14 protein-coding genes and 1 tRNA gene are annotated in these 13,031 nt (G+C 61.6%); 7 read left to right on the plus strand and 8 right to left on the minus strand.

The annotated features are described in order from the left end of the window. A partial coding sequence (locus FN369_RS11315) for a hypothetical protein (protein WP_218580011.1) occupies positions 1-217 on the minus strand: 217 nt, incomplete at its 3' end. Positions 218-662: 445 nt separating this feature from the next. Here FN369_RS11315 and FN369_RS05865 point away from each other — a divergent pair. The 4 genes from FN369_RS05865 (at position 663) to FN369_RS05880 (ending at position 3,882) form a co-directional block, all read left to right on the plus strand. Then, positions 663-1,265 carry a sigma-70 family RNA polymerase sigma factor gene (locus FN369_RS05865; protein ID WP_142525261.1) on the plus strand — a complete coding sequence of 201 codons (603 nt, stop codon included), beginning with the start codon at positions 663-665 and terminating at the stop codon, positions 1,263-1,265. A gap of 38 nt (positions 1,266-1,303) precedes the next feature. Then, entirely contained in the window at positions 1,304-1,840 is a 537-nt protein-coding gene (locus FN369_RS05870) for a hypothetical protein (RefSeq protein ID WP_142525262.1), read from the plus strand. Then, positions 1,830-2,897 (plus strand): S1C family serine protease, encoded by a 1,068-nt coding sequence (locus FN369_RS05875; protein WP_178087707.1) that lies wholly within the window; start codon positions 1,830-1,832, stop codon positions 2,895-2,897. Before FN369_RS05870 ends, FN369_RS05875 begins: the two co-directional genes overlap by 11 nt. 73 nt (positions 2,898-2,970) lie before the next feature. Further along, the gene (locus tag FN369_RS05880) at positions 2,971-3,882 is read left to right on the plus strand and encodes a hypothetical protein (protein ID WP_142525264.1); all 912 of its coding nucleotides are present in this window, start codon (positions 2,971-2,973) and stop codon (positions 3,880-3,882) included. Here the strand turns inward: FN369_RS05880 and rpsU are convergent. Together rpsU and FN369_RS05890 are read right to left on the minus strand one after the other, a co-directional pair. Continuing rightward, on the minus strand, positions 3,857-4,051 hold the full coding sequence (gene rpsU, locus FN369_RS05885; RefSeq protein ID WP_142525265.1) for a 30S ribosomal protein S21: 195 nt from the start codon (positions 4,049-4,051) through the stop codon (positions 3,857-3,859). The two genes, FN369_RS05880 and rpsU, sit on opposite strands and share 26 nt — an antisense overlap. Before the next feature lie 72 nt (positions 4,052-4,123). Beyond that, on the minus strand, positions 4,124-5,113 hold the full coding sequence (locus FN369_RS05890) for a zinc-dependent alcohol dehydrogenase family protein (protein ID WP_142525266.1): 990 nt from the start codon (positions 5,111-5,113) through the stop codon (positions 4,124-4,126). A gap of 385 nt (positions 5,114-5,498) precedes the next feature. Here FN369_RS05890 and FN369_RS05895 point away from each other — a divergent pair, with 385 nt between their 5' ends. Next, on the plus strand, positions 5,499-5,948 hold the full coding sequence (locus tag FN369_RS05895; RefSeq protein WP_142525267.1) for a host attachment protein: 450 nt from the start codon (positions 5,499-5,501) through the stop codon (positions 5,946-5,948). An 18-nt stretch (positions 5,949-5,966) separates the two neighbouring features. Here FN369_RS05895 and FN369_RS05900 read toward each other — a convergent pair whose 3' ends face one another. The 4 genes from FN369_RS05900 to FN369_RS05915 form a co-directional block, all read right to left on the minus strand. After that, on the minus strand, positions 5,967-7,871 hold the full coding sequence (locus FN369_RS05900; RefSeq protein WP_142525268.1) for a pyruvate kinase: 1,905 nt from the start codon (positions 7,869-7,871) through the stop codon (positions 5,967-5,969). Further along, positions 7,868-8,560 carry a deoxyribose-phosphate aldolase gene (gene deoC, locus FN369_RS05905; RefSeq protein ID WP_142525269.1) on the minus strand — a complete coding sequence of 231 codons (693 nt, stop codon included), beginning with the start codon at positions 8,558-8,560 and terminating at the stop codon, positions 7,868-7,870. Before deoC ends, FN369_RS05900 begins: the two co-directional genes overlap by 4 nt. Before the next feature lie 71 nt (positions 8,561-8,631). Further along, positions 8,632-9,714, minus strand: a complete 1,083-nt coding sequence (locus FN369_RS05910; RefSeq protein ID WP_142525270.1) for a hypothetical protein — start codon at positions 9,712-9,714, stop codon at positions 8,632-8,634. Between the two features lie 20 nt (positions 9,715-9,734). Beyond that, positions 9,735-10,691, minus strand: coding sequence for a YpsA SLOG family protein (locus tag FN369_RS05915; RefSeq protein ID WP_142525271.1), 957 nt, complete (start codon positions 10,689-10,691; stop codon positions 9,735-9,737). 119 nt (positions 10,692-10,810) lie between these two features. Between FN369_RS05915 and FN369_RS05920 the strand changes: the two genes are divergently transcribed. After that, positions 10,811-11,272, plus strand: a complete 462-nt coding sequence (locus tag FN369_RS05920; RefSeq protein ID WP_142525272.1) for an acyl-CoA thioesterase — start codon at positions 10,811-10,813, stop codon at positions 11,270-11,272. A gap of 29 nt (positions 11,273-11,301) precedes the next feature. On the opposite strand, the gene FN369_RS05925 is transcribed toward FN369_RS05920, so the two are convergent. Further along, positions 11,302-11,373: transfer RNA gene (locus tag FN369_RS05925), tRNA-His, on the minus strand. 149 nt (positions 11,374-11,522) lie between these two features. On the opposite strand from FN369_RS05925, the gene FN369_RS05930 reads away from it, so the two are divergent. Next, positions 11,523-13,031 (plus strand): NAD(P)H-hydrate dehydratase (locus FN369_RS05930; RefSeq protein WP_142525273.1); only part of this gene is annotated, 1,509 nt, incomplete at its 3' end.

Here is a 13,031-nt window from a genome sequence, read left to right on the forward strand (position 1 = left end):
GGGCCAGACGCCCGCCGCTGGGCCGGGGATCGAGCACCAGCGATGGTGAGTGAGCATCGTATCGGCTCAACGGAAGGGGAGGGCGGGGTGCCAGAAGCGCCGGCAACGCGGAATTCGAGACCACGGTGGAGGGCATGAGAGCGGGAGCGCGCGTGTCGCCCTTGATCCTGTGCCGGAGCCAGAACACCGACAGGAGAGCCATTCCTTGGACCGCCACCACCAGCGCCGCGAACCAAAGGGACCAAGCGTAGATCTTCGGAGCGACGCGCTTGAGCGGAGCGGGAGGGGTTTGCGGGGATGCTGGAGGCCGAGGGTCCGATGGAGGGAGGGATGGCGGAGGCGGCTCTAGCGCCGAAGGAGCTTGTTCCAAAAGGGCGGGCCGGGCTCGAGAGATCTCCCCTCCGTATCCGAGCGGAGGATCCGAAGGCGCGGGGCTTTTCAGGGAGGCGGTGGGAGGGGCCTCTTTCCGCGCATCGGCGAGGAGAAGGGGTAAACGTTTTGCCGCAGCGCGGAGGGCCGCCGCATGGATTTTCCTGGACGCAGCCGGCAAATTCGAGGAGGCGGGGAGGGGATCCAGAGAAGCGGGCGCCGCGGCGAAGGAAGACGTTGATTCTCGGTTTGGCGAGATTAAGCTATGTGCGTCAGCACCTTTCTGATCTTGCATGGAAAAACCCACGCCGGACACGCCGATTCGAGAGCCCACCGATCGTGAGCTCGTTCTCTGCCTGCAAAACGGGGATCTTGGCGCCTTCGACCAGCTTGTCAAGCGCTATCAAGCGCGCCTCTATCGGGTAATCTACGGAGTCCTGCTCCATCATGAGGACACAAACGACGTTCTCATGGAAACATTTGTGAAGGCTTATCGGAATATGGGCCGCTTCCGGATCGGGGCTTCCTTTTACACCTGGATCTATCGGATCGCCATCAACACGGCGATCAGCTACCGGCGGAAATTCGCTCGCCTCCGGATGTCGGGCAATGCCGGCGAAGGAGACGACGAGGAGAGGATGCCGGAGGCATTCGTGGATGAATCGGCCGGGAAAGAAGCTCTGCGGAAGGTCGAGCTTCAGGAGCTGCATCAACAGCTCGACCAGGCACTTCGTCAGTTGAGCGAGACACATCGGGCCGTGGTTACCCTCTTCGATATCGAAGGTTTGAGCCATGGCGAGATTGCCAAGATCCTCGGGTGTTCCGAAGGAACGGTTCGGTCCCGGCTCTTTTATGCACATAAACGTTTGCAACAGTTGCTGCGTAATTATGTTTGACGTCGTCGTCGGCGACGGAGCAAAGTTTGGGGTCAACGATGAAGGGAAAGCAAGAGAGCGAGACGAAGCTGAACGAGCAGTTGCGTAACTTTTTTGCGGATCGGCTGGCGGAGAAGGCAACGGCGGAATATTTCGATGGGATGCTTGGACAGGTGCACAGGCGATTGCGCCAGGAGCTTGTCGGGCGTCCTCACTGGTGGGATCGGCTCGCGGAGTTCCTCGCATCCTCCTTGTCGGAAGTCCGACCCTTGTTCGTTCGGTATGCTCTCCCTCTGGTTTTATTCGGTGCCGTGGTCGGTTTCGGCTTCCAGCAGGAGCGCGTGGCTCCGAAAGCCGCCCTTCGGTCTGGAGCTGTTCCGCTGCTTTCCGCAGATCCGTCGCTCACGCGATGGATCAGCACGCCCTCGGATCTGCTCAACGAGCCAAGAGGGAACATGGCGCCACCCATGGTCGCGCCGACAACAGCGTCGGGAACCGGAGAGGAAAGGGCAACCAAGGCAAAAGGCCGGGACAGTGGAGGACGATCGTTCGTGAAAGTACTTCCGGTCCGGTATGAAGCCAGCGTTGACTTTTAAGCTCTCCATTTCCGCCGTTACCATCCTGCTTTTCTTGTCGAGCGCCACGAGCGGCTCGGCATGGCAGGATTCCTTCATTACCCTCAGTTCCGAGGTCCGGCGCGTATTCGGAGCGGCGCATCCCGCCGTCGTTCGCGTCCGAGCGCGGCAAGATTCGGCAGAAACGGTGGGAAGCGGCTTTTTTATCGATAGGGTCGGGACGGTCGTCACGCTCGCCGAGCTCGTGGGGCAAGCGCGGGAGATCCAAGTAGAGTCGAAGACCGGGACCCTTCCGGCAGTCCTCGTAGGACAGGATGGTCGGAGCGGATTGGCTATATTGCGTACCCGGCCGACCCAGCCGACGCCGTTTCTCCGTTTTGCTTCCGGCTCAGAGGCGGTCCCGGGATCCTTCCTCGTCGGAGTGGGATACCCGTTCAACCTTTCCGCTTCTCCGATCGTGGCGTTGGTGTTGGGCATGGATCGTCAGTTTCAGGATCGCCTTTTTTGCGTATCCCATTTGCGCGTCGACGTGACCGTCAGTCCCGGAGAACTCGGGGCACCGCTGCTCAACTCCAAGGGGTTGGTCGTGGGGGTGATCACGATGGTCGTGAACGAGGGGAAGTGGGCCTATGCGTTGCCGGGAAGGGCGGCGGAACGCGTCATCGCGGACGTCCGGCAGTATGGTCGCGTCCGGTATGCCTGGGCGGGAGTCGGTGTTGCCAGGGTCAGCAACGATCCGGGGGGGAGCGCGGTGGTCATTACCCGACTCTTTCCGAACTCGTCGGCGACGGCCAGTGGACTCCAAGAAGGCGATCGCCTGGAGCGGATCAATGGGAAGCCGGTTCACCACTTGGCGGATGTCGTGGATGCTTCCTTTTATGCGCCGGTAGGCCGACCGATGACGATTTTGGTTTCGCGCGACGGGAAGACCAAGGCATTCTCTCTCCTTGCCGGAGAACGGCCTTTGGATAGTCCCGGAGAAACGCCGGGCGCATCCCCCGTTACAGCGGAAACCTCTAGGACGAGATCCTCCGGAGAAGCACCCGTGCAAAAGGTGATGAGAGCGGGTCCGAATTAAATCGAGCCCTTGACGTGGCTTCCGGCGGACGCGGACATTAGTAGATGTTGCGCTCCCGGCGGATGGAGGAAGCATGGAGAGACAAAAGTCTGTGGTGATCCCGGCCGACATTCCGGGACCGCGCCCGACCATCGTCCCGCACGGGGGGATCGGCGGGCTTCTCTTCTGGCTCAGCGTCTGCATCTTTCTCGGAATCAGCACGTTTTACTTTTACGGTCAATTTACGAATCGGGATCGCGAGGCACGCGCCTTGCAGGGAGACTCCGAGCTTCTCCGAAGAGAAAACCAGAAGCTTCATGCGGTTGTCGATCAGCTGCAAACCGAGCTGAGCCAAACGGGGAGTCTCCTTCGGATCCAGCAGGGTCTTTTGGAGCAATCCGGTGCCGAGAGTGGAGCGACCGAGGCAAAAAAACAGGAGCCCCGATCGCAAGCGCTCCCTTCCCAGGAAGGCCTTGAGCTTCGGACTTTGGAGGAGCGGCTCGACAAGGCTTTTGCCGCTCGGGTGAACGCCAAGGAAGCCATGATCCTCCGTCAAGAGCGCGGAGTCGTCATCGCCATGGATTATCGGACCCTCTTCCCTGGGCCGGGTCTGAAGATCGGGAGCTCCGGCTTGGCCCTTCTGCACGAGATAGCCGCGGGCCTACAACCCATGTTGCGGTCGGTCGAAGTTCAGGTCACCGCTTTCGCCGCATCTTCCGCGGCGCCTTCGGGTCTCCATAAGAGTCCTGCATCGGACTGGGAACTTTCCTCACTGCGCTCTTCGGCGATCGCGAAGGCGTTGACGGACGGCGAGCATGTTCCGGCGCAGCAAGTAGTGGCCTCTTGTCGCGTGGGAGAGCATCCTTTGCTGGGGAAGTCCGGAGCGGACCACGGGCTGAATGCCCATTTGTTGGAGATCGGTCTCTTTCTGAGTCCCGATCCTTCCGGCGCTCAAAGTGCCGTAGGGAAGGCAGCCGCCCCTACCGAGCGCCAAGATGGTAGGTGAACACCTTCAACCGCGCTTCTTTCGCCTTGCGCCGCCGGCGGTCGGAGGGCTTTTCGAAGGAGCGGCGTGCCCGCACCTCCCGGAGAGTTCCTTCGCGGTCGAGCTTGCGCTTGAGCCGCCGTAACGCTTTGTCGATCGATTCGCCTTTTTTTACTCGGACTTCGGTCATTTTCCTCCTGGTTTGATTTTGTGGATTCGAGCGGGAATAGACTCCTCTTCCGGAAATCGGCTCCAATTTTCCTCAGGCACCTGGAAATAAAACGGCCGCTCCCGCGATTCGGCCCTCTCGGAGGGCATCGAGCGCCTCGTTCGCCCGCGAGAGCGGATACGAGTGGATATGAGTACGAAAATGGATGCGTTCTGCCAAGGAAAAGAATTCTTCCCCATCCCGCCGCGTCAAATTCGCAACTGAGCGGACCTCTCTCTCTTCCCAGAGCAACCGGTAAGGAAACGAAGGGATGTCGCTCATGTGAATCCCGGCGCAGACGATTTTGCCGCCGCGGTCGAGGGCACGGAGGGCGGTCGGGACGAGGTCTCCGACCGGCGCGAAAAGGATCGCCGCATCGAGGGGGACGGGAGGGAGTTCTGTCGAGGCGCCGGTCCAAGCCGCCCCCAGCTCCCGAGCGAGGGCTTGTGCGGGGGCATCGCCGGGCCGGGTGAAAGCATAGACATCTTTCCCTTGGGCGATTGCCAACTGGATCAGCAGGTGGGCGGCCGCCCCGAATCCGTAGAATCCGAGCTTTGTTCCATCTCCCGCCATCCGGTAGGAACGGTAGCCGATGAGACCAGCACAGAGAAGAGGCGCGACTTCCCCATCTGCATAGCCCTTGGGCAGAAGGAAGGCGAAGCGTTCGTCGGCCACCAGATATTCGGCGTAGCCTCCATCACGGGTGTAACCGGTAAATTCCGGCGCTTCGCAGAGATTCTCCCGGCCGCTGCGGCAAAAGCGGCAGCGCCCGCACGTTTTCCCCAGCCAAGGAATTCCGACGCGCTGTCCAACCGAGAATCGTTTTGCGCCTGGTCCGGATCGGACGACCGTCCCCACGACCTCGTGACCGGGAATCAAAGGGAGCTTTGGTTGCGGGAGCTCTCCGTCCACCACATGCAGGTCGGTCCGGCAGATCCCGCAAGCTTGGACCCGGATGAGCAGCTCGCCCTCTTTGGGTTCCGGCACGGGCAGCTCGCGCTCCGCAAGAGCGTTCCCGGGCCCTTCCCAGACCATGGCTTTCATAAACGCGCAACTTCTTTTCCTCTCCGGAGTACCGGGCCTACGGCTTTCACGCTATCCATTCGGGCAAGGAGCGTCAATCCGATCCCCTTCTGGTGTCTTGACGACCGTGGGAAAAAGCCCATAGCCTAGGGAGCGTGACTCAAAAGGTCTCACGACGGCCTCCCTGCTTAGGCCGGGCCGCTCGGTTTGGTGCGTTCCCCGCTGGAACCGGTCCCCGATTCTCCGACTTGCCGCCCCATGGATCTTCGGCCTCCGTGTCGAAGCCATGTCGGGGAGGCAGGGAGAGAAGAAGCGGGCCGCCCGGGGAAGCGGAGACAAGAAGGAAGGTCGGAAGCCGGAAATCTTGTCGGGACGGAGAAAACAATTGGGCTAGGTGGAAGATCTCATGCGGATAGATACCATAATCACGGCGGACTTGGGGCACCTGAAAGCGTATCGGGTGTGGGTGGACGAGCTTTCGGGGAAAACCCACATTCAGATCCTTGCGGATCAGATTCTTCCCGAAGCACATAAAAAATTGGCGGACTTGGAGACCGATGCGCGCGGACGCTATTCGGTCCGAACGGGAAAGGTCGCCTTGGGCCGTCCCGCCGGGGAGGTACACAACGTTGAATTGGAAATCCGCAAGCGGCTGCTGGGGCAACTGGCCCAGGAGATCGACTCGCTGCTCCATCGCGAAGGCTCGAAACATTGGGGCTTGGCCGCCGGCTCCGAGGTGCTTCCGAGACTCTTAGAGAAGCTTTCTGCCTCGTCTCGGGAGAGGCTGGTCAAGACCGTGCCGGCCGACTTGACGAAACTGGACAAGGAAGAGGTTTTCTCTCGCTTTGTCGCGTAGGACGACGAGTTCGGGCGATTAGCGGGTTTCCGACTTCGGGGCCGCCCTCTTTGCCGCCGCGGGCGGGCGTTTGGGAAGATGCCCGCCGCTTTCCTCGAAGAGGTCGGCCAGATGCAGGTGCCGGAGCATCGAGCGCTTTTTCGCCTGATGTGCTTCCATCCGCCGAAGGACGTCGTCTAGGAAGCGGAGCGCCTCTTCGATATGGGGTCCCTTGTTGAGCATCACGCACTCCGAACGTTCCGCCATGGCTGCGTCGGTAACCTCGGCTCGAGAGGGGAGCCCCGTCGTGGCAAGGGTTTCCAGCACTTGCGTCGCCCAAATGACGGGCAGGTGCGCCGCTTCCGCCACCCAAAGGATCTCTTCCTGGACTTCCGCGAGCCGTTCGTAGCCGCACTCGATCGCCAGATCCCCGCGAGCAATCATGACCCCGACGGAGGGACTTTTCATCGCGGTGAGCAGAATGGCGGGAAGCGCTTCGAACGCCTTTCGCGTTTCGATTTTCACGATGATCGGGAGCTTCTCTCCGCCCATCCGTCGAAGAGCTTCCTGCAGTGCTGCGACGTCGGCGGGAGTACGCACGAAGGAAAGGCCGATTCCATCGGCATGTTGGATGATCCAAGGGAGAAGAGCTCGATCTTTCGTGGAGAGGGAAGGCAACGCAAGGTCGGTCTCGGGAAGGTTGATTCCCCGGTTCCGGCCGAGCTTCTCGCCTTGCGGACGGACCCGGGTCGCTTCGACGACGACCTCTTCCGGCTCCGCCGAGCGGACTACTCCTCCGATACGTCCGTCGTCGAACCAGATGGTCTGATCGGCCCGCAGGGAGCCCAAGACTTCCGCCGGCTCGATCTCGATGGCGGGAAGCGACCCGCTCCCCTCGCGGTTGCCGGCGCTCGGACCATCCGGTGCGATCAAGCGGAAGCGACTTCCGCGGTGGAGCAGCAAAAAGGAACTCGCGTCGCCCATCGATCGAGCAAATTCGGTCCATTGACGGAAACCCGTGCCCTGGGGGGACCGATCGAAAGCAACGAAAGCCGTCTCTTCCGAGACCGTGGCGCTCTGGAGGGATTCGGCCAATAGGCCGCCTTCCAGGCGCTCGACGATCCGCAGGGAACGGGGTTTTCCGCGAATGTCAAAAAAACGAATCTCCCCGCCCGGCGAAAGATGGCGCAGCCAACTTTCCGGAAAGACGAGCGCCGCGGAGATTCCCTCGGGCGCAAGCGGACGGCTTGTCTCGGCGGCAAGCCAGATTCGCGCGGGCTCGATCCGTCGCCCGAATGGGTCGATGACCGGCTTCCAGGCGCAGAAGCGGGGCCCTTGGCGGATGGCGCCGGTCCGCAATTTCGGTCCCGCCAAGTCCATGATGATTCGAATCGGCCGACCCGCTTCCCCAGCCGCCCGGCGAAGGTTCTCCACCATCCGCAGCCAGATCGCCTCACTGTCATGGGTGCAATTGATGCGGGCGACGTCCATGCCGGCTTCCAAAAGCCGGTGAGCCAGCTTCGGATCCTGCGCAGCCACCGTGGGGATCGTCACCATGATCGCCGATTTTCGCCCTGCGGGCTTGGGACCGAGTAGGGCCGTCGTATGGAGATGCAACAACTTGCCGCCCTCAATCCGGGTCAAAGGCGGGATTCCCTTGTCCAGGCTGGAAGGAAGCTCCTCTCCCAGGGCTTGCAAGACGGCCCGCAGGCTGAAGAGCACGCAGCTCTCCGCCCTGCCCAGAGAAGAAAGCCCGCGGTCGGCAAGCTCTTCTTGGAGCGGGCGCAAATCGAAGCGTCGAAGGGCTAAGTAATGGACGAGGTTGCGAGCGCTCGCCCGGTGGTTGGGATGAACCTTTTCGATCCAACTCCGGAACTTTTCCTCCAGGGAGAGAGCCGCTTCTCCAATTTGGACCAGTTCCTTGACGAGGCGGTGGGAGTTCATCGATGAGTCGGCTGGACGATCTCGATGCTCGAAGAGGTACCCAATCGCGCGGCTCCGGCAGCAATCAGGCGTAAGGCGCTCTCCCGATCCCGGATCCCTCCGGAAGCCTTGATCTTCACCTCCAGGCCGACCGTCGAGCGCATTAGAGAAACGGCTTCCGGAGTGGCTCCTCCAAAGCCGAAGCCGGTCGAAGTTTTGAGGAAAGCCGCTCCCGCTTTGGCTGCACGGAGGCAAGCAAATCGAATCTCCTCCTCCGTGAGAGCCCCAATCTCCAGGATGGCCTTCACCGGGCGGGAGGGGGCAGCGCCTACCACGGCGGCCACATGGTCTTCGACGCACTCCCAATCGCCTTCTTTCGCCGCTCCGAGCGGGATCACCATATCCAATTCATCCGCGCCTTCTTCTACGGCGATCGACGCGGCGCGCTCCTTGACGCGCAAGGACGAAGCTCCGTGGGGGAAATCGATCACCGTGCAGAGCCGCACGCCGCTTCCTTCGAGGAGTCGTCGTGCTAGGGGGAGCCAGACGGAATGAAGACAGACGGCGTAGAAGCCGTAGGTCAAGGCTTCCCGGCAGAGCCGCGCAATCTTCTCGGAGGTGGCTTCGGGGCGTAAAAGGGTGTGATCGATGCAGGAGGCGAGCCTTCTGCCCGTTTCGTCAAGAATCGGAGCCTCACCCACATTCGCCATCGCCGTTCCTCTCGAAAAGAATGAGGCTCGACTCCCGCCCCACTGCAAGAAAAGAGCTTCTCTCGGGCCGTCTATCCCCCCGATTTCTTCTCGGACGCAAAACCGATCTCGCCTTGTACTTGGAGGCGCTCGGTGAATTTCGGTCTCTTTTCCTCTTCATCCAGATAGCGGAAAAATTCATCCGCGGTCTCGAAGAGATGCCCCTTTTCGACGTAGGAGTCGGTCGTAAAAGGAGAGAATCCTCCCGGGAAAATCATGTAGCGGGCTTTCATGTAGTCGCGGGCATGACCGAGCTCGTCCATCATTCCCGCGGAAAGCGGAGGACGCTCCGGGTAAGGATGGATCGCGACCACCGCGTGCACCTTTCCGACATACCAGTGCAAGTCGCGGTGGACGGTATAGGCGTAGATGACCTCGCGATCGATCGGAGAGTCGAACTCGCGGGCGATTTCCACCGTTTGCGGATCGATGACGACCGCATATTCCCGGAGGCGCTGGACGATGGCGTTGATGGCAAGCCGCATGGCGGGCTCCGCGTGGGTCATCGAGTAACTCGCGTAGACGACCCAGGGCTTCGGATAGCAGACCAGCTTGTAGAGCGCATCCGCCGGTTCATTGACGGCGAGGACGTAGTGGGGAATCCCCATGTATCGCGCCCAATCCTCGGAGAGAGAGACTTCCTCATTCATCCAGGAAAGAATCTCGTAGATCGTATGATGGCGCTCTTTCAGTGCTCGGAGGAAGCGATCGGGATGATCGAGCGACTCGAGCTCCTTCTTGATGACCCACTCGGCCTCGATCAGAGTGACAATCACGTCCGGCGCGATAAAATCCCGCAGGATCCTCTGATCCTTGAACTTTCGATTGATCCGGTTCCATTCGATCGTCGCGGGCAGCCGCACGATCACATCCGAATATCCGTGCTTGGCGATCTCGTACCCGATCTTTTCATATTCCCGTTCGCGGGTGAGCTCGAAGACATAGTCGGTCGTCCCCAAAAGACGCTCCAGAGGCTTTTTCCCATGCTTCGTGAACTCGGCCACTGCGTCGAAGATGTGGATCTCCCGGCCGTTCTGCTTTCCGAGAGAGACCACTTTCTGCAGGTAGGCCGCATCGCTCATGCCGGCAACCATTCCCGTGACAAGCACCCTCATAATAAGAGATTCGAAGGAAATTAGCTCAGGGGGAGCTCCTGGGATAGACCATCCGCATCCTTCGGGGGTTTCGGCACCGATGGGAAGGAATCCACCCGATTGCGCCGCAAAGAGATGGCTACGCCCTCCGCACGAGGGAGAGGAAACTTTTCGAGGAAGACCGTAACGCTTGTCACCATAGGACGGCAAAGGACCGCCGCCGCGATCTCTTCGGCCAACCGTTCGAGAAGGTTGCGGGGTCTGGCTCCGGCCACCCCTTGGACCTCGCGAGCGAGCTCGTCGTAGTCGACGGTCTCCTCGATTCGATCCGATCGTGCGGCCGCCGAAAGATCTGCCACTTCTAGACGAAGGGAAACGCGAAGCGGCTGCATCCGCCTCCTTTCCTCCTCCGTAATTCCGATTCGGCTTTCCAGCCAAAGTCCTCGGATTTCGATGGCATCGGCAGTCGGTCCCGATGCGTGCCCCGAAGCCTCCGCGGCGGGAAACTCTTGGGTGAAGAATCGCGGGAAGAGTGCTTCCTCCAATGTGAGCCAGACGAGCCGGCTGACCTTCGGTTCCCTGCTGGCCCGGGAGCCTGCGACGTTGAGCACCCGAATCCGGTGCTCTTCGAGAAAGGTGCGTAGCTTCTGGGCTGCGCACGGCGTTCCTTCGTGCAGGTGGATCCAGGGCTTTCGGAGGCGTGTCGCCTCTTGCGAGGCGAGGCGGGAGCCCCCGCTTAGGGCGGAGCCCACCGTGAAGATGACCGTCCCGTCGCTATCCCGCACGTTCCAGAGCGTCCGTTCTGCGTAATCCTCGCTCGGGGTTTCCTCCAGCGGATACCGGCTCGGAATCGTGCCGTCTTCCGCCCGTCTTCCGCGCGGACACCATCCCCCCGCGGGAATCCCATGCGCGAGGGACCAGTCGAGGCCGGCTCGATCCGCCCCCGTTTGTCCGCCGGAAACGATCTTGATGAGCGGAGGCCGAATCTCGTCACGCATGATCGATCTTTTATAAGGGGAGAGATCCTTCTTGGCGAGATCCCTTGGGAGGAGAACGGTTCCCAAGGAATGGCCTTTGCTCTTTCCGACCGCTCCAGAATCATGGCAGATAAGGGAATATGATCGACCTGCCGCCGGAGCCGCGGATCCGGACACGCGTCAAAGTCTTCTATTTCGATACCGATGCGGCCGGAGTAGTCCATAACGTGGCCTATCTGCGGCTCGTCGAAGTAGGTCGCTCGGAGCTGGCGGAGAAGCTCGGCTGGAGTCTCGCGGAGATGGGAAAGTCGGGCATCGTTCCCGTCCTGGCTCGAACCGAAATCGATTACCGGAAGCCGGCCCGATTGGGCGAAGCGCTCCTCATAGAGTCGAGCCTGACGCGGCTCGAACGAGTACGCTTCGTCATCGAAACCTCGATTCGGAAAGAGGACGAGTACGAGACTCTCGTCTATTGTCGCCAGACCCTCGTGACGATCCGGATCTCAGACGGCCGCCCTCAGGCGGTGCCGGAATCCTGGGTGAGAGCCTATCCCCATTTGCGGGCCGTTCGCAACGATTCCAAGACGAAGAGCGACTCCTAGCACGGAACTCTTCCTCACCGAAAAAACCGGGCGGTCGACGGGACTCGAACCCGCAACAGCCAGAACCACAATCTGGAGCTCTACCATTGAGCTACGACCGCCGTCTGCTTCCTTGCCACCATAGGATAGAGGGGCGATCGCGGCAAGCGTCCGATCGAATGTCGTTCGCCCGTAGTCTCCCCCTCTCCCGAGCGCATGGAGTTGCCTTTCTCGCTTGTTCTCCGCCGATCCAGGGCGGTAGTCAAAGATCATGATCATTCTTTCTACGGCCGCCATTCGCCGGAGCGAGGAAAAGGAGATGGCCGGCGGAGTGGCGCAAGAAGAGTTGATGGAGCGGGCGGGCAGGGGGTGTGCGGAGAGGATCCTGGAGGCTTTTCCGGGAAAGAAGCGGGCGCTGGTCTTGGTGGGGCGCGGCAACAACGGCGGCGACGGGTTGGTGATCGCTCGCCGCCTCGCGCAAGCGGGATGGGAAATAACGGCCTGCCTCTCTTGCGGAAGAGCGGAACTCGGTGCGCTCTGCGCCGAAAAGCTTGCGGAATGGGAGCAACGAGGCGGAGGGGTCGCCCCCGCCGACGCGCCACCCTGGGGGGCGGCCGATCTTGTCATCGACGCCCTTCTGGGAATCGGGATGCGGGGAGAGCTTCACGGAGAGTTGGCGGAGCTCGTCACCGCCCTCAACGGCGAGCGGAACCGGCGGTTTTTTCGGACGGTCGCGGTCGACACCCCGTCGGGCCTCTGGGACGGGGCGACCGCCGCTTCCACGGCCGTCGTGGCGGACCTCACGTTGACGGTGGGCTACGGAAAGGATTTTCTTTTTCGGGAAGCACTCTCTCGATTCGTCGGTCGCATCGAAGTGGTCCCGATCTTTTCCGGGCAGGAGGAGCCGACCGGGTGCGAGGCGATCGTTCCGGAAGAGCTCGCCTCGCTGCTTCCCCGGCGGAGCGCCCACTCCCATAAAAATCAATTCGGACGAGTTCTCCTTCTGGGCGGATCGCTCGGTTTCAGCGGCGCTCCCGCCATGGCCGCCCGCGGAGCGCATCGGATCGGAGCGGGACTCGTCACCCTCGGGGTGCGGGAGGAGATCTATCCGATCGTTGCCGCCCGTGGCCCGGCGGAAACGATGGTCTTCCCGATTTCGGACCGATCCCTCCTTTCCTCGAACCTCGCACGGGCCACCGTCGTTGCGATCGGCCCCGGGCTCGGATTGGACAGACCGGCGGAGGAGCTCCTCGCCTTCATCGTGGAAGCGGGCGCTTCTCCCATTGTCTTCGATGCGGACGCACTGACCCTGTTGGCACGGAATCCGACTCTCTTCGAGCGGCTCCGCTCGCCGGCGATCCTTACCCCGCATCCGGGAGAAATGGGACGACTCCTCGGGCGAGAGATCGGGGTGGAGGAGCGGGAAGCGGCGGCGCGAGAGCTGACCGAGCGCTTCCCCGTGAGCCTCGTCCTCAAGGGCACCCGGACGCTCGTCGCCCGGAAGGGAGAACCCCTCTGGTACAACACGACGGGGAATCCCGGTTTGGCCGCCGGAGGCTCGGGGGATATTCTCCTCGGCCTGCTGGCCGGATTGATCGCTCAGGGTGTCCCTCCTTGGGAGGCGGCAAGGCTGGGAGTTTGGCTCCATGGCCGGGCCGCCGATCTGCTCCTCCGGACCAGGGAGGTCGAAGAAGGAATTTTGGCAAGCGAGGTAGCCGACGCATTGCCCTTGGCTCTGCAGAGTCTTCGTGTTGCGGCCGCTCGCGCGTTGCGCGAGCAA

Source organism: Methylacidimicrobium cyclopophantes, from assembly GCF_902143385.2.
Lineage (GTDB): Bacteria > Verrucomicrobiota > Verrucomicrobiia > Methylacidiphilales > Methylacidiphilaceae > Methylacidimicrobium > Methylacidimicrobium cyclopophantes.

Coding starts and splice junctions, on each gene's coding strand:
- FN369_RS05890 (WP_142525266.1), bottom strand. CDS start 5,113: ATGAAAGCCATGGTCTGGGAAGGGCCCGGGAACGCTCTTGCGGAGCGC.
- rpsU (WP_142525265.1), bottom strand. CDS start 4,051: ATGACCGAAGTCCGAGTAAAAAAAGGCGAATCGATCGACAAAGCGTTA.
- FN369_RS05880 (WP_142525264.1), top strand. CDS start 2,971: ATGGAGAGACAAAAGTCTGTGGTGATCCCGGCCGACATTCCGGGACCG.
- FN369_RS05870 (WP_142525262.1), top strand. CDS start 1,304: ATGAAGGGAAAGCAAGAGAGCGAGACGAAGCTGAACGAGCAGTTGCGT.
- FN369_RS05915 (WP_142525271.1), bottom strand. CDS start 10,691: ATGCGTGACGAGATTCGGCCTCCGCTCATCAAGATCGTTTCCGGCGGA.
- FN369_RS05895 (WP_142525267.1), top strand. CDS start 5,499: ATGCGGATAGATACCATAATCACGGCGGACTTGGGGCACCTGAAAGCG.
- FN369_RS05900 (WP_142525268.1), bottom strand. CDS start 7,871: ATGAACTCCCACCGCCTCGTCAAGGAACTGGTCCAAATTGGAGAAGCG.
- FN369_RS05865 (WP_142525261.1), top strand. CDS start 663: ATGGAAAAACCCACGCCGGACACGCCGATTCGAGAGCCCACCGATCGT.
- deoC (WP_142525269.1), bottom strand. CDS start 8,560: ATGGCGAATGTGGGTGAGGCTCCGATTCTTGACGAAACGGGCAGAAGG.
- FN369_RS05920 (WP_142525272.1), top strand. CDS start 10,811: ATGATCGACCTGCCGCCGGAGCCGCGGATCCGGACACGCGTCAAAGTC.
- FN369_RS05910 (WP_142525270.1), bottom strand. CDS start 9,714: ATGAGGGTGCTTGTCACGGGAATGGTTGCCGGCATGAGCGATGCGGCC.